At 63.7% G+C, this 19,034-nt stretch carries 20 protein-coding genes; 6 read left to right on the forward strand and 14 right to left on the reverse strand.

The features are described 5' to 3' along the window. Positions 1-65: 65 nt before the first annotated feature. The 3 genes from HMPREF2550_RS11245 to HMPREF2550_RS11255 are packed head-to-tail and all read right to left on the reverse strand — an operon-like array spanning position 66 to position 2,220. On the reverse strand, positions 66-1,025 hold the full coding sequence (locus HMPREF2550_RS11245) for a hypothetical protein (protein ID WP_070791175.1): 960 nt from the start codon (positions 1,023-1,025) through the stop codon (positions 66-68). After that, positions 1,022-1,849, reverse strand: a complete 828-nt coding sequence (locus tag HMPREF2550_RS11250) for an ATP-binding cassette domain-containing protein (protein ID WP_070791178.1) — start codon at positions 1,847-1,849, stop codon at positions 1,022-1,024. Before HMPREF2550_RS11250 ends, HMPREF2550_RS11245 begins: the two co-directional genes overlap by 4 nt. Further along, positions 1,846-2,220 carry a GntR family transcriptional regulator gene (locus tag HMPREF2550_RS11255; protein ID WP_070791179.1) on the reverse strand — a complete coding sequence of 125 codons (375 nt, stop codon included), beginning with the start codon at positions 2,218-2,220 and terminating at the stop codon, positions 1,846-1,848. Before HMPREF2550_RS11255 ends, HMPREF2550_RS11250 begins: the two co-directional genes overlap by 4 nt. A gap of 174 nt (positions 2,221-2,394) precedes the next feature. Here HMPREF2550_RS11255 and HMPREF2550_RS11260 point away from each other — a divergent pair, with 174 nt between their 5' ends. Continuing rightward, positions 2,395-3,528 (forward strand): NYN domain-containing protein, encoded by a 1,134-nt coding sequence (locus HMPREF2550_RS11260; RefSeq protein ID WP_070762491.1) that lies wholly within the window; start codon positions 2,395-2,397, stop codon positions 3,526-3,528. Here HMPREF2550_RS11260 and HMPREF2550_RS11265 read toward each other — a convergent pair. Both HMPREF2550_RS11265 and HMPREF2550_RS11270 read right to left on the reverse strand, forming a co-directional pair. After that, on the reverse strand, positions 3,525-4,307 hold the full coding sequence (locus HMPREF2550_RS11265; protein ID WP_070791181.1) for a PspA/IM30 family protein: 783 nt from the start codon (positions 4,305-4,307) through the stop codon (positions 3,525-3,527). The genes HMPREF2550_RS11260 and HMPREF2550_RS11265 overlap by 4 nt on opposite strands. A gap of 17 nt (positions 4,308-4,324) precedes the next feature. After that, the gene (locus HMPREF2550_RS11270; protein WP_038593053.1) at positions 4,325-4,690 is read right to left on the reverse strand and encodes a thioredoxin family protein; all 366 of its coding nucleotides are present in this window, start codon (positions 4,688-4,690) and stop codon (positions 4,325-4,327) included. An 86-nt stretch (positions 4,691-4,776) separates the two neighbouring features. Here HMPREF2550_RS11270 and HMPREF2550_RS11275 point away from each other — a divergent pair, with 86 nt between their 5' ends. The 3 genes from HMPREF2550_RS11275 to HMPREF2550_RS11285 are packed head-to-tail and all read left to right on the forward strand — an operon-like array spanning position 4,777 to position 7,369. After that, positions 4,777-4,989 carry a hypothetical protein gene (locus HMPREF2550_RS11275; protein WP_038593056.1) on the forward strand — a complete coding sequence of 71 codons (213 nt, stop codon included), beginning with the start codon at positions 4,777-4,779 and terminating at the stop codon, positions 4,987-4,989. Between the two features lie 50 nt (positions 4,990-5,039). After that, entirely contained in the window at positions 5,040-5,240 is a 201-nt protein-coding gene (locus HMPREF2550_RS11280; RefSeq protein WP_070791183.1) for a heavy-metal-associated domain-containing protein, read from the forward strand. 2 nt (positions 5,241-5,242) lie between these two features. Further along, a complete protein-coding gene (locus HMPREF2550_RS11285; RefSeq protein ID WP_070791185.1) occupies positions 5,243-7,369 on the forward strand; it encodes a heavy metal translocating P-type ATPase in 2,127 nt (708 codons plus the stop codon). Here the strand turns inward: HMPREF2550_RS11285 and HMPREF2550_RS11290 are convergent. Next, positions 7,350-7,550, reverse strand: coding sequence for a hypothetical protein (locus HMPREF2550_RS11290; RefSeq protein ID WP_038593065.1), 201 nt, complete (start codon positions 7,548-7,550; stop codon positions 7,350-7,352). The two genes, HMPREF2550_RS11285 and HMPREF2550_RS11290, sit on opposite strands and share 20 nt — an antisense overlap. A 96-nt stretch (positions 7,551-7,646) precedes the next feature. Further along, entirely contained in the window at positions 7,647-9,116 is a 1,470-nt protein-coding gene (gene dnaB / locus HMPREF2550_RS11295; protein ID WP_070791187.1) for a replicative DNA helicase, read from the reverse strand. Between the two features lie 363 nt (positions 9,117-9,479). Here dnaB and HMPREF2550_RS11300 point away from each other — a divergent pair, with 363 nt between their 5' ends. Next, the gene (locus tag HMPREF2550_RS11300) at positions 9,480-11,543 is read left to right on the forward strand and encodes a RecQ family ATP-dependent DNA helicase (protein ID WP_070791189.1); all 2,064 of its coding nucleotides are present in this window, start codon (positions 9,480-9,482) and stop codon (positions 11,541-11,543) included. A gap of 93 nt (positions 11,544-11,636) precedes the next feature. Then, complete coding sequence (locus tag HMPREF2550_RS11305; protein ID WP_070791190.1) at positions 11,637-13,148, forward strand: HNH endonuclease signature motif containing protein; 1,512 nt, start codon at positions 11,637-11,639, stop codon at positions 13,146-13,148. A gap of 78 nt (positions 13,149-13,226) precedes the next feature. Here HMPREF2550_RS11305 and rplI read toward each other — a convergent pair whose 3' ends face one another. The 7 genes from rplI to HMPREF2550_RS11335 all read right to left on the reverse strand — a co-directional run bounded on the left by rplI (position 13,227) and on the right by HMPREF2550_RS11335 (position 18,970). After that, positions 13,227-13,679, reverse strand: coding sequence for a 50S ribosomal protein L9 (gene rplI, locus HMPREF2550_RS11310; protein WP_038593074.1), 453 nt, complete (start codon positions 13,677-13,679; stop codon positions 13,227-13,229). A 53-nt stretch (positions 13,680-13,732) separates the two neighbouring features. After that, a complete protein-coding gene (locus HMPREF2550_RS11315) occupies positions 13,733-14,269 on the reverse strand; it encodes a single-stranded DNA-binding protein (protein WP_070762483.1) in 537 nt (178 codons plus the stop codon). 48 nt (positions 14,270-14,317) lie between these two features. Then, positions 14,318-14,605: a 30S ribosomal protein S6 gene (gene rpsF / locus HMPREF2550_RS11320; RefSeq protein ID WP_246819818.1), complete on the reverse strand. Its 288-nt coding sequence runs from the start codon at positions 14,603-14,605 to the stop codon at positions 14,318-14,320. A gap of 126 nt (positions 14,606-14,731) precedes the next feature. Continuing rightward, positions 14,732-15,070 carry a hypothetical protein gene (locus HMPREF2550_RS11325; RefSeq protein ID WP_070791194.1) on the reverse strand — a complete coding sequence of 113 codons (339 nt, stop codon included), beginning with the start codon at positions 15,068-15,070 and terminating at the stop codon, positions 14,732-14,734. A gap of 14 nt (positions 15,071-15,084) precedes the next feature. Continuing rightward, positions 15,085-15,276 carry a hypothetical protein gene (locus HMPREF2550_RS11965; protein WP_083319911.1) on the reverse strand — a complete coding sequence of 64 codons (192 nt, stop codon included), beginning with the start codon at positions 15,274-15,276 and terminating at the stop codon, positions 15,085-15,087. After that, positions 15,222-16,730, reverse strand: a complete 1,509-nt coding sequence (locus HMPREF2550_RS11330) for a glycosyltransferase family 87 protein (RefSeq protein WP_070791196.1) — start codon at positions 16,728-16,730, stop codon at positions 15,222-15,224. The genes HMPREF2550_RS11965 and HMPREF2550_RS11330 overlap by 55 nt, the downstream gene beginning before the upstream one ends. A 20-nt stretch (positions 16,731-16,750) precedes the next feature. Next, complete coding sequence (locus tag HMPREF2550_RS11335; protein ID WP_070791198.1) at positions 16,751-18,970, reverse strand: transglycosylase domain-containing protein; 2,220 nt, start codon at positions 18,968-18,970, stop codon at positions 16,751-16,753. Between the last annotated feature and the right edge of the window lie 64 nt (positions 18,971-19,034).

The following is a 19,034-nucleotide window of genomic DNA, read 5'->3' on the forward strand; positions in this document are numbered from 1 at the left end:
ACACCCACACACCAACACAAATCCCCAGCACAACAGGCATATTTCGCGCTTGTTAACACGTGCTATTAAGCCCGCTTTACGTTCACTGCGCCGAATAAGTACGGCACGATTATGCACCCCGCGACGCCCAGCAGGATTCCGCTGAGCGCATAGACCACTACTGCACTTGCGGGGTCATACGTTTGCGGATTGAGCATTTCTCGCCCGGAGATCCAAGCAATAAGTACCGGGAAGTGGCTGGAGTTGGGTAACAACATCTCCATGGCCTTTCCCGCAAGCAGCGCGGCTACTCCGGCGATCGCGAAAAAGACGAACGGGGAAAGGGGCAACGTGGCGTCGATAAGCAACGCAGGAAGTGCACCAGACATCGCAATGAAGGCTTGAGAAACGACTACTTTCAGCACAAGGGTGCCCGCCCACCGCTTGCGCGTTCGTCCATAAGCCTGGGCGACAGCGGCTGAGGTAAAGCCGTCGCTGGCCGCCCAAGCCCAGTACGCGAGCAGCGGAATGGCCGGCACGATTGCCGCAAGCCATTCGGGCCCAACTTTCGCGCACAATCCGTACAGCGCACCGGCAAGCACTCCGGCAAGGATTGCAAAGATCTCGATTTTCCCGGGCAGGTGCAGTCGGCCGAGCGTCTCACGGTTCGCACTTTCCCCGCCTTGTAGGCAGGTCACAAGATGGACCGCGGCTCCCAGCAGTGCGCCAGTAAACGAGCTCACCGGCGGTGCCACCTGCGCAAAGGCCAAGGCGACAAGCAGCGTGACCGGAACGAGCACGAACAGCAGTTGCTGGCGGGCACGCGCGCGGTTCATGCCGTAGGCGCGAAACGTTTTCGGCTCGGGTATGAGCAGGAAAGCCACCATGACGCAGCACACAAGCGACCCGAGCCATGCCCACCCACCTGCGAATGCGAAGACGAGATAGAACAGCGGGATCATCGGAAGCTGGAGAAACCGCAGGCCCGGGCCTGCTTTGAATTGGAACCACAGGAAGTCGCGGTCGAGGTGCGTCATCGGGTTCACTGCTGCACCTCCAGCACTGCCTCGAGGACGTCGCCGAGGTCCGCCGTTTGGGTGCGTAGTCCCATTTCAGCGGCGGTTTCTGCGGGGAGGATGGCGCGGGCGGCGGTGGCGGTGCGTCGATAAGCAAGGGCCCCGGCGGGCTCGTCGAAGTTGCCGGTCGCGATGACGTAGCCGTCGGCATCCTCTGCGTGCAGATGCTTATCGACGCTCCCCTGCCTCCCCAGCACCAACGCCGAGTCCAGGATCTTGGCGGCGTCGTCGATGTGGTGAGTGGCCAGGATGAAGCATCGCTCGGACTCTGCGTGCGCGAGAAGGTGGCGGTAGAAGACGGAGGTGTTGTGGACGTCGAGGCCGACGTAGGGCTCGTCGAGAAGCGTGAGTTCTGCGCCGGAGGCAAGCCCGATGACGATGCCGACCATCGCCCGTTGGCCGCGGGATGCCTTGCCAAACGCAGTCCTCGCCTGCGCGTCCAGTCCGAAATCTCGCATGAGCATCTCTGCAGTGCTTTGCGACCAGTTGGGGTAACGCTTCGCGGCCGCGGCGACCACATCAACGAGTGCCCACGAGGCGGGGTACGGGGTGTCCACGCCGGTGAAGCAGACGCGGTCCATCACGCTCGCGCGGTCGAAGGGTTGCTCGCCGAAGACGGTGAGCTCGCCGCCGGAGGGCTTGAGTTGGCCCGCGATGAGCGCGAGCAGCGTGGATTTGCCGACGCCGTTGCGACCAAGCAGGGCGTGGATGCCAGAACCGGGGAGCTCGAAAGAGATGTCACTGAGGACTTTATGTGCCCCAAAGTCCTTTTCCAGGTGATGCGCGTGAATCATTGGTACATTCCTCTACTTTCTGCGACGCGGTCGATAAGGGTGTGCAGGGTGTCGCGGTCGTAGCCGAGGCGGACAGCCTCGTCAATCGCGGGTGCGAGGTAGTCGCCGGCGTAGCGCTCGCGGCGCGCCTTTAACGCCCGCTCGCGCGCCTCGGGGGTGACAAACATCCCGAGGCCGCGGCGCTTTTCCAAGATGCCGGCATCCACGAGGATCCCCAGGCCCTTGCGCGCGGTGGCTGGGTTGATCTCGTGGAAGGCGGCGAGCTCGTTGGTTGAGGGCGCGCGCTCGCCGGGGGCAAGCGTGCCGTCGACCACCAAGTCCTCCACCAGGCGGGCCACCTGCACGAAGAGTGGCTCTGTATCGGCATTCATGGCGTTATCCCTGCATACTCATGTGGGTTGGTTAGTTACTCGAGTAACTAACACGCTAACTGCGTTATGGGGTGAGCGCAAGGTTCGCTGAAAGAGGTAGACCTCGCACGCTGATTCAGGCACACTGGGGAGGTAAACAACCTTTAGCAACGAAAGAATCGGAATTTAGGAGCCATGCTTGAACGCACTTTGGTGTTCGTCGACACGTCTTACCTACTCGCAAGCTTTTACAACTCGTGGGAAATCGGCGCTCGATCCCAGTTAGAAATTGATTTGCCCGAGGTCGTGGCAAGCCTCGGCACCATGATCTGCCAACAACTCAGCCAACCTATCCACCGCCAGTTCTGGTACGACGGCATCCCGGACTCGGGCCCGCACCGCTACCAGCGCGCGCTACGCACCTGCGACGGCGTGCAACTGCGCACCGGCCAACTCATCGAGTGGGGCGACCGCCGCACGCAGAAGGGCGTGGATACTCGCCTCGTCGCGGACCTGGTGGTCAACGCCACCCGCGGCCAGTTCACTGATTTCGTGCTCGTCTCCGGCGACGCGGACATGATCCCGGGCGTGGAGGAGGCCACCGCCAGCGGCGTGCGCGTTCACCTCTACGGCTTCGGCTGGGATTCCATGTCCTCGGCGCTGCGCCACGCGTGCGACACCACCACGATCCTGGACCCGCGCGAGGACTTCGCCGACGCCATGCAGCTCCAGGTCCTCGAGGGCCCGCTGCCCCCGTCGATTAGGGAGCGCCCGCTTGCCGACGCCGCGCCGCTCGACGAAGCCGAAGGCCCCTCCCCCGTCCCGCTCGGCCCGGATCCGCTGGCACCAGAGGAGCCAGAGGAGGAAGCGGAGCCTCCAGCGAAAACCGAGGAAGCTCCAGAGCCTGTCGAGCCAGCAGAGCCCGAAAAGCCTGCTGAGCCAGAGAAACCCATCGAAGCCCCCGCCGATGCCCCCGAAACCCCGAAGCCCGCGCCGAAGCCGTCCATGATGGCTCCGCGCCGGAAGCTGCGCTCCCGCTACGTGCCGCTGCCGGAAGAGGTGTGGACCTCCGCCGGGTTCCAGACCCCCTACGACGTGGGCCAGCAGTACGCGGCGTGGTGGTACGACAATGCTGCCTCCTCGGAGCAGCGCGACAAGGCACACATGCTGTCCGGGGGCGGGCTACCGCCGGAGATCGACCGCCCGCTTCTGCAGTTCGCCTGCGAAACACTGCACGAATACACGCTGAGTGAAACCCAGCGCGTCAATCTTCGCGATGGGTTCCACTCAGGGATTCGTGGCGTGCTGATTAATATCAGCCGCGACTAGTCCTCTTTTTCGGCCTCGGCCTCGGGAGCTTCTTCCGGGGCCTCGATGGCCTTCTCTGCAGAATTCATCGAAGCGCGGATCTCGTCGAGCTTGCTGGCGGCCTTGATGTCGGTGCCAGCGGTCTCGATTTCCGCCATCCGGTCCCCCAGGGAGTCCTTGGCCAGCTCCTGCGCGCCAAGGGCGGTGGCGTAGCGCTTCTCGATCTTGTCGCGCACGCCATCCAAGGTCGGCACGTTGTCGTTCGCGCCGAACTGGTTGATGGTGTCCATCGTCTGCGCGGTCTGCTCCTGCATTTTCGCCTGGTCGATCTGCGACTCAAGCTGCTGGGCCTGCTGCGCCTGCTCGCTCAGGCGCGCCTCGGACTGCTGCAGCTGGGCCTGCGCCTCGCGCGCGGCCTGCTCGGCACCGGCGTGCGCCTGCTTGGTCTGCTCCAGGTCCTGCTCCACGGCCACGAGCTGGGAGGCCAGCACCTCGGCGGTGTTGTTGTACTCCTGCGCCTTGGTCGCATCCCCCTCCGCGTTCGCCTTGTCGGCGGCCTGGAGCGCGATCCGCGTTTTCTCCTGGAGCTCTTCCTGGGACTTGATCAGGCGCTCGAGCTTCATCTCGAGCTGGTTGCGGTTGCCGACGATCGCGGCCGCGTGCTCGGCGATCTCGCGATGGTTCTTCCGCGCCTGCTCCATCGCCTGCTGGAGCTGCACCTTCGGGTCAGCGTTCTCGTCGATCTTCGAGTCGAACGACTGCATCAGGTACTTCCAGCCCTTGGAAAATGGGTTCGCCATGGTGGTGTCCTTCCGGTCTACTCGCCCTGCTGCTGCGCGATTTGGGCGCGCACCTCGTCCATATTCAGCGCCTTGACCTGACCAATGAGGTCATCGAAAGCGGCCGGCGGCAGGGCACCCGCCTGACGGAAGACCAGGATACCGTCGCGGAAGGCCATGAGCGTGGGGATGGACGTGATCTCCAGTGCAGCCGCAAGCTGCTGGTTCGCCTCGGTGTCTAGCTTGGCGAAGGTCACGTCCGGGTGCGCCTCGGACGCCTTCTCATAGGTCGGCGCAAACTGGCGGCAGGGCCCGCACCATGCGGCCCACGCGTCGACGAAGACGATGCCGTCCGCGCTGACTGTGGATTCGAAGGTGTCCTCAGTGACGTCAATGGTGCTCATAGTTCTACTCCTTAGAGTGGTTTGTTAACGTTGCTCCAGTTCCAACACTAACAATGGCGATTGTATTCACGAGGTACATCGAGGGCATGACGAAGAATTACAAAATTTCCGGCGAGGCTAGCGAGGTCGCAGTGGATTCGCTTATCGACGAGGTGCGGATGGTCGACGGCACCTTCGATGTCGAAATCGACGTTGCAGAGGGCCGCATGACGGTCACTGGAGAGAACTTCAGCGACGCCGATATCGAAAAGGCTGCGCAGGAGGCGGGCTTTAGTATACTTTCGCCAGATACCCCCTAGGGGTATAGTCGCGGGTGTACGTGACACTCCAAAAAGAAAGGACACTCACTATGGATACCCGCGAATTCACCGTTGAAGGCATGACCTGCGGCCACTGCGAGCTCAGCGTGAAAGAGGAGATCGGCGAGATCGTCGGCGTCACCGACGTCACCGCCGACCACACCACCGGCGCCGTGACCGTGACCGGCGAAGGCTTTGCCGACGCTGACGTGGCCAAGGCGGTCGCCGAGGCCGGCTACACCCTGAAGTAGCCATGACAAGCCAGATCGAGCTGGGCGTGACGGGCATGACCTGCACGTCGTGCTCCTCACGCGTCCAGCGCAAGTTGAACAAGCTCGACGACGTCACCGCCGCGGTCAACTATTCCACCGAGACCGCCACCGTCGACTACGACCCAGCGACCACCACGCCCGAGCAGCTTATCGACGTCGTCCGCACCGCCGGCTACGACGCTTTCGTGGTGGGAAAAGCTCAGGACGAGGCAACGTCGATAAGCGAAGCGCGCGACGAAGAGGCAGACAGCCTGAAGCGCACCACCATCTGGGCGGCGCTGCTCAGCCTGCCGGTGATGGTGCTGTCGATGGTGCCTGCGCTGCAGTTTCCCAACTGGGAGTGGGCCGCGTTTGCCGCGACCACCCTGGTCTATTTTGCCGCGGGGAAAGTGTTCCACCGCGCGACGTTGGTGAACCTGCGCCACGGCGCGGCCACGATGGACACGCTAATTACGCTGGGCACGACCGCGGCGTATGTGTGGTCAATCGTTGCGCTGTTTGTGTGGGAAGACGTCTCGGACATCTATCTGGAGACGGTCTGCGTCGTCATCACCTTCCTGCTGCTCGGCCGCTGGTTTGAGACCCGCGCGAAGGGGCAAAGCTCGGAGGCGTTGCGAGAACTGCTACAGATGGGCGCGAAAGACGCGAGCGTGCTTCGCGACGGCGTGGAGGTCCGCGTCCCCATCGCCGAGGTGAAGGTGGGCGACAAGTTCGTGGTCCGGCCCGGCGAGAAGGTTGCCACGGACGGGCGCGTCGTCTCCGGCCACTCGGCTGTCGACGCCTCCATGCTCACCGGCGAATCCGTCCCCGTCGAAGTCGGCGAGGGTGAGCAAGTCACCGGCGCGACGCTGAATACCTCCGGACGGCTCGTCGTGGAGGCAACCCGCGTGGGCGAAGAAACCACGCTGGCGCAGATGGGCGCACTGGTCAAGGACGCGCAGGCCGGCAAGGCCCCCGTGGAGCGCCTGGTGGACCGGATTTCGCGGGTATTCGTGCCTACCGTCATCGCGGTCGCTTTCGTGGCGCTGGTCGGCCACCTGCTGTTCGGCGACGGACTGAGCGACGCCTTCCGCGCCGCTGTCGCCGTGCTGATCATCGCGTGCCCTTGCGCGCTTGGTCTTGCCACGCCCACCGCGATTCTGGTGGGTACCGGCCGCGGCGCGCAGCTGGGACTGCTGATTAAGGGCCCCGAGGTGCTCGAGTCGACCCGGCAGGTGGACACCGTGGTGATGGATAAGACCGGCACGGTAACTAGCGGCGAGATGGAAGTCGTCGACGCCTCTGATAGTGAAACGCTGCGGTTCGCCGCCGCGGTCGAGGCGGGCTCCGAGCACCCGATTGCGCGCGCCATCGTGCGTGCCGTGACTGGCGAGCTGCCGGAGGCCACCGACTTTGTCAACGAGCCTGGCCTGGGTGTCTCCGCCACTGTTGAAGGCAAACGGGTCCGAGTCGGCCGACCAAAACACGCGACTGATAAGTTCCGCGCTGCGGAAGAGTCAGGCGCTACGGCGGTTGCCGTCGAGGTTGATGAAAAATATGTCGGCATGGTCGCCGTGCGCGATACGGTGAAGCCGGATTCGGCGCGTGCCGTCGCAAAGCTGCGCGAGCTTGGGCTGACCCCGCACCTGCTCACCGGCGATAACGCCGGGGCTGCCCGTGCGGTGGCAAAAGAGGTTGGCATCGACCCGGAGCACGTGACGGCAGGCGTGTTGCCGGAGGACAAGGTGAACGTGGTCCGCCAGCTCCAGGAGCAGGGCCACCACGTGGCGATGGTGGGCGACGGCGTGAACGACGCTGCCGCGCTCGCCCAGGCAGACCTCGGCCTGGCGATGGGTGCGGGCACCGACGTGGCCATCGAGGCCTCCGACATCACGCTGATGCACAATTCGCTGATGTCCGCCGCGGACGCGATCCGGCTCTCGCGGCGCACGCTGCGCACCATCAAGGGCAACCTGTTCTGGGCTTTTGCCTACAACGTGGTGCTCGTACCCGTGGCGGCGCTGGGGTTGCTCAACCCGATGCTGGCTGGCATCGCGATGGCGTTTTCCTCCGTGTTCGTGGTGAGCAACTCGCTGCGCCTGCGCGGGTTTAGCGCCGCGCGCGGTTAAAGATGCGCCCGAGCAGGCCGCGAATGGTCTGCTCCTCCGTGGCCTGGTCGATGGCGTCGATGCTGCGCGGCAGGTTGTACAGCCGGGTGGCGTCCCCCGACTTGGCCACGGTGATGGAGGGGTCAAGCTTGGCCATGGTGCCTGCACAGGCCCCATCGGCGTGGATGGATCGAATAGTCATGGCGCTTCCCTTTCCTTTCAGTACCGTAGGTTTGCGCTAGTACTTCAAGGATCGTAGCCACAAAACCGCAGGCTGTCACCGTTGGAAAGGCAAACCTTACCCGTGCGCCATGTTGACGAAGCGGGAGTAGTGCAGCTGGTGCGCCACCGGAATCGTGTCGATCGGGCCGCCGCGGTGCTTCGCCACGATGATGTCCGCCTCGCCTGCGCGCTCGTCGTCGCGATCCTGCGAATCCGGGCGGTACAGCAGGAAAACCATGTCGGCGTCCTGCTCCAGCGAGCCGGACTCACGGAGGTCAGCGAGCTGCGGCTTCTTGTCAGTACGCGCCTCGGGCCCACGGTTGAGCTGCGAGATGGCAATCACGGGGACCTCGAGCTCCTTGGCCAGCAGCTTGAGGTGGCGGGAGAACTCCGAGACCTCCTGCTGGCGGGACTCGACCTTCTTGCCCGAGCTCATCAGCTGCAGGTAGTCCAGCACCACCAGGTCCAGGCCGTGCTGCTGCTTCAGCTTGCGCGCCTTGGAGCGGATTTCCATCATGGTGAGGTTCGGCGAATCGTCGATAAACAGCGGGGCGTCCTGGATCTCGCTGAGGCGCTGGGTGAGCTTCTCCCAATCACGCTCCTCCATGTTGCCTGAGCGCATGGAGGAGAGCTTGATCTCCGTTTCCGCCGAGAGCATGCGCATGATGATCTCGGAGGCGCTCATCTCCAGCGAAAAGATCACCGAGGTCTTGCCGTGCTGGATGGAGCAGGAGCGCATGAAGTCGAGCGCGAGCGTGGACTTACCCACGCCCGGCCGCGCCGCGATGATGACCATCTGGCCTGCGTGCAAGCCGTTCGTGAGGTTGTCCAGGTCGGTAAATCCGGTGGGCACGCCCTGCTCGAGGCCGCCGCCAGAAGCGATCTGCGTGAGCTCGTCGATAGTCGGCTTGAGCAGGTCGGAGAGCACCTTGTAGTCCTCGCCGCCGCCGCTGCGCGCGATGTTGAAGACTTCCTGCTGCGCGCGGTCGACCAGCGCCTCGACCTCCATGCCCTCGGCACCCTCGTAGCCGTACTGCACGACGCGGGTACCGGCGTTGACGAGCTGCCGTAGGAGAGACTTTTCCTCCACAATTTCCGCGTAGTAGCGAGCGTTTGCCGACGTCGGCACCTCCGAAATCAGCGTATGCAGATACGGCGCACCGCCCACCCGCTCCAACTGGTTCAGCCTGTCCAGGCGCCCGGCGACGATGAGGACGTCGATCTGGCTGCCGTCCGCAAAGAGATCGAGCACCGCCTGATAGATCAGCTGGTGGGAAGGGAAGTAGAAGTCTTCCTGCTGAAGGCTCTCCACCACGTCAAGGACGACCTCCTGGTTCAGCAGCATCGCGCCGAGCACGGAGCGCTCCGCCCGCTCGTCGTGCGGGGGCTGCCGGTACTCCTGCAGGTCGCCCCGCGCTTGACTGAAGTTGGACTTGGCTGGCTTCCGTGTGTTGGCGGCGTAGTCCCCAAAGTCGTCGAAGTCGTCCCGCGGCTCGGGCGGCAGGACGTAGTCGTCGTCAAAACCGTCGAGTGCATCTCCAGCCATGTGTTTCCCCTTAGATGTCGTTCCGGATATTTAGCGTACCCCGCGACACCTCTCCCCGGAAGTTATCCACAACCCCCTGTGGACAACTTTGCGGTATTCCCAGGGGTTCGCCACACGGGTGTGGATAGGTTGTGGATAACCGTGTTCTCCGTCCTGCGCAAACACCTTATACGTACAGCTCAGCCCTGTTATATTCATTATCAATCCGTGGTTGAGAGTTGGGGAAAATGGCGCTCACCACCAGGTTTGACACTGGTGCGTTTACCGACTAGTAACCTGAAATTCGCCCGTGAGCAGGCATCTTTCCCCCACTTATCCACAGCAGCCAGGGGCGTGTTCGGGTGGTGCTATAGCGTGTGTGCCATGAACGCTACCCGTGAATCCGCAAACCACCTTCTCCAGGGAATCGCTGGCCCCAACGCACAGTTGCGCGACGACCAGTGGTCCGCCATCGATGCACTTGTAAACCACCGCCGCCACATGCTGGTCGTGCAGCGCACCGGCTGGGGCAAGTCCGCCGTCTATTTCATCGCGGCGAAGCTGTTACGCGAAGCCGGCACAGGGCCGTCGATTATCGTCTCTCCCCTGCTCGCGCTCATGCGCAACCAAGTCGCGGCCGCCGAGCGCGCCGGTATTCGCGCAGCCACGATCCACTCCGCCAACGTCGCCGAGTGGGAGCAGATCGAGGCAAACCTCCATTCCCTGGACGTACTCCTGATTAGCCCTGAGCGCCTCAACTCCCCCGGCTTCCGCGAAGAGGTGCTGCCGAACCTTCACGCGCACGTAGGCATGCTCGTGGTGGACGAGGCCCACTGCATCTCGGATTGGGGTCACGACTTCCGCCCCGATTACCGCCGCATCGCCCGCCTGATCGAGGATCTGCCTGCGGACACGCCCGTGTTGGCCACCACCGCGACGGCGAACAACCGGGTCGTCGAGGACATCCTCAGCCAGCTCGGCGAGCACACGGGAGTGTTGCGCGGCGGTCTCGACCGCCAGTCTCTCGCACTTAGCGTCTGCCAGCTTGACGACGCCACGCAGCGCCCCGCCTGGATCGCCGAATACCTCAGCCACACCGAAGGCTCCGGCATTATCTACTGCCTCACCGTCGCCGCCGCGCACGACCTGGCCGAGGCACTGCAGGCGTCCGGATTCGCGGTCGCCGCCTACAGCGGGCGCACCGAGGCGGAGGAACGCGAGAGACTGGAGCAGGCGCTGCTTACCAACGAGCTCAAGGCCCTGGTTGCCACGAGCGCGCTCGGCATGGGCTTTGACAAGCCAGATCTTGCCTTCGTCGTGCACATGGGCGCACCCAGCTCGCCGGTCTCCTACTACCAGCAGATCGGCCGCGCTGGCCGCGCCACCGACCACGCTGAGGTCGTCCTGCTCCCCGGCCCGGAGGACGAGCGGATCTGGCAGTATTTCGCATCCGTGTCCATGCCGGAGGAACCAGTGGTGCGCCAGCTGCTCGCCGGGCTCGGCAGCGAGCCGATCTCAACGCAGCGGCTGGAGAACGTCGTCGACCTGTCCCGCTCGCGCATTGAGCAGGCCCTCAAGGTCCTCGACGTCGAGGGCGCAGTCCGCCGCGTCAAGGGCGGCTGGGTGGCAACCGGCGCGCCGTGGAGCTACGACCACGCCCGCTACGACGGACTCGCACAGGCCCGCGAGCGGGAGCAGGCGCTCATGCTGGAATACGAAAGCACTCAAGACTGCCGCATGGCGTTTCTGCGGCGCGAACTCGACGACCCAACGCTCGACGGCACCCCCTGCGGCCGCTGCGACAACTGCACCGGGAGTGCGCTGCCGACCACGGTGGATGGGGAGCTCGTGGCGTCGATAAGCGCCCAGCTCAGCGCGCCCGGAGTGGCGCTGCCCGCGCGCAAGATGTGGCCGACTGGCTCCGCGCGGCGCGGAAAGATCAAAGGCCTGCTGCCTGGCAAGGCGCTGGGCAGGCTTAACGACGTCACACGCGGCCCCGCCCTCACCACACTGCTCCGAGACAATACGTACCGCCCCCTGCCCGCGCCGCGGTGGCGCGAGGACGAGTGGGTGCGGCAAGTCGTGGAGATGCTGGCGGCGTGGGAGTGGAGTGAGCGGCCCAGATGCGTCGTGGTGCTCGGCGACGCAGATGCGGCGCGGACCGAGATGCTCAGCGCGCTTGGAAAGACGGTTGCGGAAGTTGGGCGGATGGACTTTGGCGGCACGATTGCGTTATCCGGACCTAAGGTCACTGCGAAGAACTCGGCGTTTCGCGTCAACGCGCTCGATCAGCATTTCGATTTCCGCGGTGTGGAGGTGCGCGAGGGGCCGGTCTTACTTTTGGCCGGAGTGGTGGACTCCGGCTGGTCGGTGACGGTTGCGGGGGCGGACTTGGCTGCTACGAGCGGTTTCGAGGTGCTGCCTTTTGCTTTCGCAAGTACGGGCTAAATTGTTCTGTAACAATATGGTTACAGGTGTAGCGCTCGTTTGTGTGTTCGGTATAATTGTCGGCAACGGAAAGTTTAGAAAGGAGGAAGCCCCATGTCCCGCACAACCACGCAGACGAGCACAGAGACACACACGCCGGCCGCGCTGCACAAGCATTTTCGCTGCCAGAACGCGAGTGATCCGCGCGCGAAGCTTTCGCAGCAGATGCGGGACACGGAGTTCGCCCTCTACAGCCCTTACACCGAGATGCCGCTGCAGGACTTCGACCTGGAGGTGGAAGAGCTCGCCTCCACCACCGATCGCCCCAAGCACGAGATCAGCGCGGCGATCTTCGCATACAACCGGCTCCGCCTCCTTCCCCTTCTGCGCAAGATGCAGGAAGAGACCCGGCTTTTGTCCGTCCACACCCTCGTCGGCATTGATTCCGCGCTGATGAAGGTGGGCGCGGAAGCGGACGAGGAGACTTGGGCTGCCTTTGACGAGATGCTGGTCAAGCTCTTCCGCCCCAAGCGCGCCAACCAGCCCCTGCCCAGCCGCGCGACTATTGTGCGCCGGATCCGCACGCTGATTGCCAAGCTGGACGTCGGCCTGAACTACGACCCGGTCAAGCGCAAGAAGCGGGAGGACGCGCACAACCACCGCTCACGCGCCGTCGATTTCAGCGACTTTGAGCGCAATGGCGTCGAGCTCGGCTCGCTCCAGCTCACCACCGACAACACCACCATGGCCGTCGTGCGCGCCAGCCTGAAGGCCACGGCCCGCGAGCACAAGCTCTCCCTGGCCGATACCGCGATCAAGCTGCTGACCGGCGACATAGAGCCGACCGCAAAAGTACACCTTCACGTCTACGCGCCCGCGGGCAAGGACGGCGCGCGGGAGGAAGGCACGCCCGTCTTCATCCCCGGCATCGGCTGGACGAACGCACTGGACACCAAGGAGTTCGAGGACCTGTGCGACGCGACTCCGCCCACGGTGCACAACCTGGACGAAGTAGCCAAGACCGTCACGGACAGTTACACCCCAACACAGGAGATGAAGCACTACGCGCACGCCAGGGATGGGCACTGTATCTTCCCGGGCTGCACACGGCCCGCCGCGGCCTGCCAACTCGACCACCGAATCCCCTTCGACCGCGGCGGGAAAACCACACCCCACAACCTTTTCTGCCTTTGTGCTCATCACCACAACATCAAGACCGACAAGCGTGCGTTCTACATCTCCGACCCCGTCACCGGCGACATCGTCTGGCTGCTGGACAACGGCACGTACCTGTTGTCGCGCCACGAAGGCCCGCTTTTCGACGAGATCACGCCCACCACGCCCCGTTGGCGCAGCTCCCTCGAAGCGGCAGCCAAGAACCGAGACACGGTCGCTGAGTTCAACGCCCGCATCCACCGACTCCTCGACGAGTACGACACCCACGGGGACTACTACCGCTGCCTCGCCGAGATCCAAGTCCTCGAGCGCCGCTTCAAACTGCATTCCGACTTCGCCCCCGAGCCACCAGAGGTCGAACCGGTGCACATCCCCGAAGAACCAGACCCGGATCCGTTCCCCGACCCCGAGCCGCTGGCCAAGCACAACCCCTTTCCCCCGACCGAATAGCAAAAAGCACGGACCCCCTCCTCACAAGGGGATCCGCGCTTGAAGTGCTGTTGTCGCTCGTCGAAAAGCGTAAAGCGTTTACGCTGCGACGACCTCGAAGTTAATCTTGCCTTCCACATCGTCGTGGAGGTTGACCTTGACCTGGTAGCCGCCGGTCTTCTTCACAAGACCCTTCGGCACGTTGATGCGACGCTTATCCAGGGACGGGCCGCCAGCCGCCTTCACAGCGGAAGCGATCTCCGCCGCGGTGACAGAACCGAACAGCTTGCCGCTGTCGGAAGTGCGCACGGCAACCTTCACACCAGTGAGCTGGTCGAGCTGATCGCGCAGCTCCTTCGCGTGGTCCAGATCGCGGACCTCGCGGTCAGCCTGCACGCGCTTAATGTCTTCAATCTGCTTCTCTGCGCCACGGGTAGCCGGGATAGCCAGGCCGCGCGGGAGCAGGAAGTTACGTCCGTAGCCGTCCTTGACCTCGACGATTTCGCCGGGCTCGCCAAGTTTCTCAACGGCAGCGGTGAGGATCAGCTTCATGAATCCTAACCTTCCTTATGATGAAAAATGATTGTGTGGGTTAAAACAACGTTTTAGAACGGGGGCTCATCATCCATCCCGCCGAAACCACCAGCTGGTGGGGCGGAGTTCCACGGATCATTCGCCGGCTGCGATTGCTGCTGAGGTGCCTGTTGCTGCTGCGGCGGTGCCGACTGCTGCTGTTGGAAGCCTTGCGACGGACGCGGCTGCCCACCACCCTCACGTGGCGTGCGGCTCACATTCGCCGTGGCAAACTTCAGCGAAGGCCCGACCTCATCAACTTCAACCTCAAAAACCGTGCGGTTTTCCCCCTCGCGGGTCTGGTAAGAACGCTGCCGCAGGCGACCTTGCACGATCACGCGCATGCCCTTCGTCAGGGACTCCGCGACGTTCTCGGCCATCTGCCGCCAGCAGTTGCACGTCAGGAACAACGCCTCGCCGTCCTCGAACTGGTTGGTCTCCCGGTTGTACGAACGGGGCGTCGACGCAATGCGGAAGTTCGCCACTGCGGCGCCACTCGGGATGAAACGCAGCTCTGGGTCAGCAACGAGGTTGCCAACGACGGTGATCGGTGTTTCGTTCTGTGCCATGCTCTTCTCCTACCAGGTGGAATACGTTCGGCTTGAGCCTACCGGTTCCTACTTGTCGGTGCGCAGCACCTTGGTACGCACAACGTTGTCGTTCAGGTTCAGCACGCGGTCGAGCTCCTTGACCGTGTCAGCCTCGCACTCGAGGTTCACAACGGCGTAGATGCCCTCTTCCTTCTTGTCGATCGGGTATGCAAGGCGCTTCTTGCCCCACACATCAACCTTTTCCACCTTGCCGTTTTCCTTACGGACAACTTCCAAGAACTTGTCCAGGGACGGGGCAACGGTGCGCTCATCCTGCTTAGAATCCAGAATGATCATTACTTCGTAGTGACGCACGGACCTCATCACCTCCTATGGTCTAGTAATTTCAGTTTCGGCCGCCACGCTCGTCGCAGCGGCAGGAGGGTCGTTGCGTCAAGCAACTTGTCCAGGGTACCCCACCCAATCCCGCAGGCCAAATGGCTAGCGGTCGGCCTCGAGGACCATCCCATCAGGCGTGATGTCGACATCGATGCCATTAAACTCGAGCTCAAAGTGCCCGTCATCAAACTCGATCTCGGCGCGGCCATCGTGCGCCGCATCGAGCACCCCCTGAATGTCAGCCTCGGAGAGGTTGTCCTCGGCCATGTCAGACTTCGCCTCGTCGCTGTAGCCGCTTATCGACGCCGGCAGCTCGGCAGTGGCTTCTGTCTGCTCCGCAGTCACTGTTGTTTCAGAAACTTCAATCTCTTCGCTCGCACCGCAAGCGGCAAGTGCCCCGGCGAGCGCGACGGTCGTGGTCAAAGTAGTGAGTCGGTGCATGCGCCCCACCGTACCTAGCTCGGCCCCGGCACCGCCACGAATACTGCAAGAAAAACCGGGATAATTGTGATGAAGACAAACGCCGCGATACCGAAGCCAAGAGCAAGCATCGGGCGCTGCATTTTCGCCATCGCCCAGAACGCGGCGGCGATTAGGCAGAAGCCGATTGCAATTGAGCCGATGCCGACGACTGTTGCTGTGCCCACTTCGCGTCCTCCTCTTTCCACTGCTCGGGTGTGGTCAAAAGCGGGTCGTGGCCGTTGTGGGCCTCCGCGACCTTGTCGCGCCGCTTGCCGAACATCTGCTGGACCACCAGCACCATGATGGTGATGATGAAGGCGTCTCGGGTGATGATGGTGACGTCGAGAAGCCAGCCCGGCGCGCCCAAGTTATCCTCGCCCATCATGTGCCACATCAGCACTGGCCACACCATCATGTCGACGGTCATCCAGCTCAGCAGCAGGCGCCAGTACGGCAGCGCAAGCACGGCCGGGACGATCAGCCAGATGGAGTACTGGGGGCTCCACACCTTGTTGAAGAGGAGGAAGAACCCGATGATCAGGGTGAGCAGCTCCGCGATGCGCGGCGTGCGCGGGGCCTTCAGCCCCATGACCAGGACCGCGGCGCAGCCGGCGAGGAAGAGGATGAGTGTGACGGCGTTGAGGATCACCGGCGCGCCCTCGCCGGAGTCGAAGCCGCCCCAGCCGGTCACGCGGGAGAAGACGGCGTAGATGGTCGTCCACTCCCAGCCGCGGTCGGTGTTCAGGCGGCGGAACTCGGCCCACGCCTCCGGGTTGCGCAGGTAGATGGGCAGGTTCACCACAACCCAGCTGACTATCGACGCCGCGAGCATCTTCAAAAACGGCACCAGGTCGCGCTTGCGCAGCGCGACGACCAGGTAGGCGCCGAGGGCGAAGATTGGCCACATCTTAAACGCGGTGCCCAGCCCGATCATCACGCCGGCCAGGGTGAACTTGCCGTTGCGGGCGGCGAGCAGCGCCGCGACCGCGAAGAAGATGGAGGGGATGTCCCAGTTGGTAAACGCGTGCATGATCAGAAGCGGCGAGCCCACGACCAGCAGCGTGTCCCACACGCGGTTGCCGGCGAGCTCGGCGACCATGCGCGCGGTGGCGACCCAGATGATCGCCAGGAAGAACACCGTGACGTAGAAGTACCAGCCCACCTCCGGCAGGAAACGCTGCGCCACGAAGTAGGTGTTGCGCGAGATGAAGGAGGTGAACCCCTGGAACAGGCCCGCGAGTACCGGGTACTCCATGTACCGGGTCAGGCCTTCCTCAACCCACGAGTAGTCGTACACAAAGCCTGGCTGGTCCAGGCCGCGCGCGCCGTAGAGCGGCACGATGTCGTTGTAGCAGAACGAGGTGAACTGGCGGTTGCCGTCCCAGTTCAGCTGGAGTACGCCGTTGTCGTCCGGCTTGCCGAGCGCACAGTTCGACTTCGACAACGCGCCCATGAAGAGGAAGACGTAGGCCACCGCGAAGATGGTGCGCAGCGGTGTCCAAAACTTCGCCCGCCCGATCTGCGCGTACTTGCCCATCGGGCCGCCGAGGAACTCGGTCCACCCACGGGCGATCGGTTCCGTGCGGCTCGGCTGCACGCGGTCTGCCGGATCCGGCCACGTTGTGCTCTGCTTGGACATCGCTTCTTTATTCTCCACCTTTATCGCAACGCGCCTTCAATACCGTCAAAGAAATCATTTACCGCATCATTGAGCCCGAGGTCCGGCGCTGCCGGGGCCGGGGCGGGCGCAGGCGCGGGTGCCGGAGCAGGAGCCTGCTCCTGCGGTGCCGAAGGTGCGCCCGGTGCATCAGAGGACTCGCGATCTTCCGACGGCTGTTCTTCCGCAGGCTGCTCGCTCTGCTGCGTGGCCTGCTGCTGGTTGTAGTAGCTCCAGGAGTTGCCGCCCAGGTTCGCGCCGCCGGAGTACGGGTTCACGCCCCAGTAGACCGGGCTCGCGTCGTGGAAGTTCTGCACCTCCTGGCCCTCCAGGACCGTGTCCAGCACGCTCTTCCAAATCCGGGTCGGCGTCTGCGCACCCCACATCGTGCCGCCGCCCTCGTTGTAGATCGCGGAGGTGTTATCCGCGGTACCCACCCACACTGCAACGGAGAGCTGCGGGGTGGAACCCACCATCCACGCGTCCTTATTCAGGCCCGTGTCGCCCAGCTGCGCGGTACCGGTCTTGCCCGCGGCGGGGCGGCCGCCGGCGAGGTTGGCGTAGGAGTAAGGGATCACCGTCTGCATCGCCTGGATGACGTTGTCCGCCACCTGGGCGGACACGCGGCGCTCCGCGTAGTCGTTGTCGTTTTCGTAGAGCACCTCGCCGCGCGCGTCCTCGACGCGCTCGACAAAGTGGGTCGGGTGGTACACGCCACGGTTTGTCAGAGTGGCCACGCCGACAGCCATGTCGAGGACGCGGGACTGGTACTGCCCCAGCACGATGCCTTCGTAGGGCTGCCCACCGTTTTCGCGCAGGGTGACCGGGATGCCCGGGATGGAGCGCGCCACGCCGAGCGCGTGCGCCATGTCGGCGGTGTCCTGCGTCGTGTTGTCCAGGTCGTCCTGGATACGCATGTACGCGGTATTCGACGACACGCGCGTGGCCTCAGTCATGTTGATCATGCCGCCGCCACCGCCGTCGGCGTTGGTCACCACCGCGCCGTTCGGCAGCGTGACCGGGGAGGCGTCGAAGTTAGCGTTGAGCGGGATGCCCTGCTGCAGCGCCGCCGCAAGGGTGAAGATCTTAAACGTCGAGCCCGTCTGCAGGCCCGCGTTGGCGTAGTCCCAACCGGAGGCGTCGTTGCCGCCGTAGTAGGCGCGCACGGCACCCGTGCCCGGCTCCACGGCGACCACACCGGTACGCGCGTCGTCCTGCAGGTTGGCCAGGTTCTCCTCGGCAATGCGGACCGTATCGTCCTGGGCCTTCTTATCAATCGTGGTGGTGATCTGTAGGCCGCGGTTGGTCAGGTCATCCTCCGAGATGCCGATCGCTGCCAGCTCCGTCATAACCTGGTTCTTGATCAGGCCGTTCGGGCCGGTCGCCTCGGTGTAAGCAGAGTAGGTCGCCGGGTCACGCGTCTCCGGGAACTGCGCCTGGGCACGGACGCTCTGGTCAATGGCCCCCATCTCCACGAGACCGTCCATCACGTAGTTCCAGCGATCCTCCGCACCCTCCGGGTTCGTCCACGGGTCGAGCTGGCTTGGGCGCTGGATGGACGCGGCGAGCACCGCGCCCTCCTCCACCGTCAGCTCGCTGGCGGGCTTGGAGAAGTAGGCGTGCGCGGCCGCCTCGATGCCGTAGGCGTTACGTCCGAAGTAGACGGTATTCAGGTAGGCGCTGAGCACTTCTTCCTTCGACCAGGAGTTGGTCATCTTGATCGAGTACACCAGCTCCTTGGCCTTGCGCTGGTACGAGTGCTCATTGCCGACGATCGCGTTTTTCACGTACTGCTGCGTAATAGTAGAGCCGCCACCGGCAGAAGGGTTGCCGGTGAGCTGGCCGATCACCGCGCGGCCAAAGCCGGTAAAGGAGAACCCGGAGTTCTCCCAGAAGTCACGGTCCTCGGCCGCCAGCACCGCGTTCTGCACCTCAACCGGCACCTTGTCCAGCGGGATCTGCTCGCGGTTTCCCTCCGGCGGGACCACGCGGGCGAGTTCAGTCTTTGCGTCGCTGAAGTAGATGTTGGAGATCTGCGCCGCTTCGATCTCGTTCGGCTCCGGCAGGTTCGCCCGACTGTAGTTCCACGCGAACCACAGCGCGGGGATGGAGGCGATGAGCACCAACAGCAGCAACAGCGCCAGGAGCCACTGCCCGATGCGGGAGGGCTTCTTCTTTGCCACGGTGCTCCCGCTCTCGGGGGCTTTCTCGTTGTTTGTCACGCGTTTTCCCTTGCAACGTCGACGACGACAGCAGTCACAATGCTCTCAATACTTACAGGACACA

Origin of the sequence: Corynebacterium sp. HMSC074A01, from assembly GCF_001831515.1 — a bacterium.
Taxonomy (GTDB): domain Bacteria; phylum Actinomycetota; class Actinomycetes; order Mycobacteriales; family Mycobacteriaceae; genus Corynebacterium.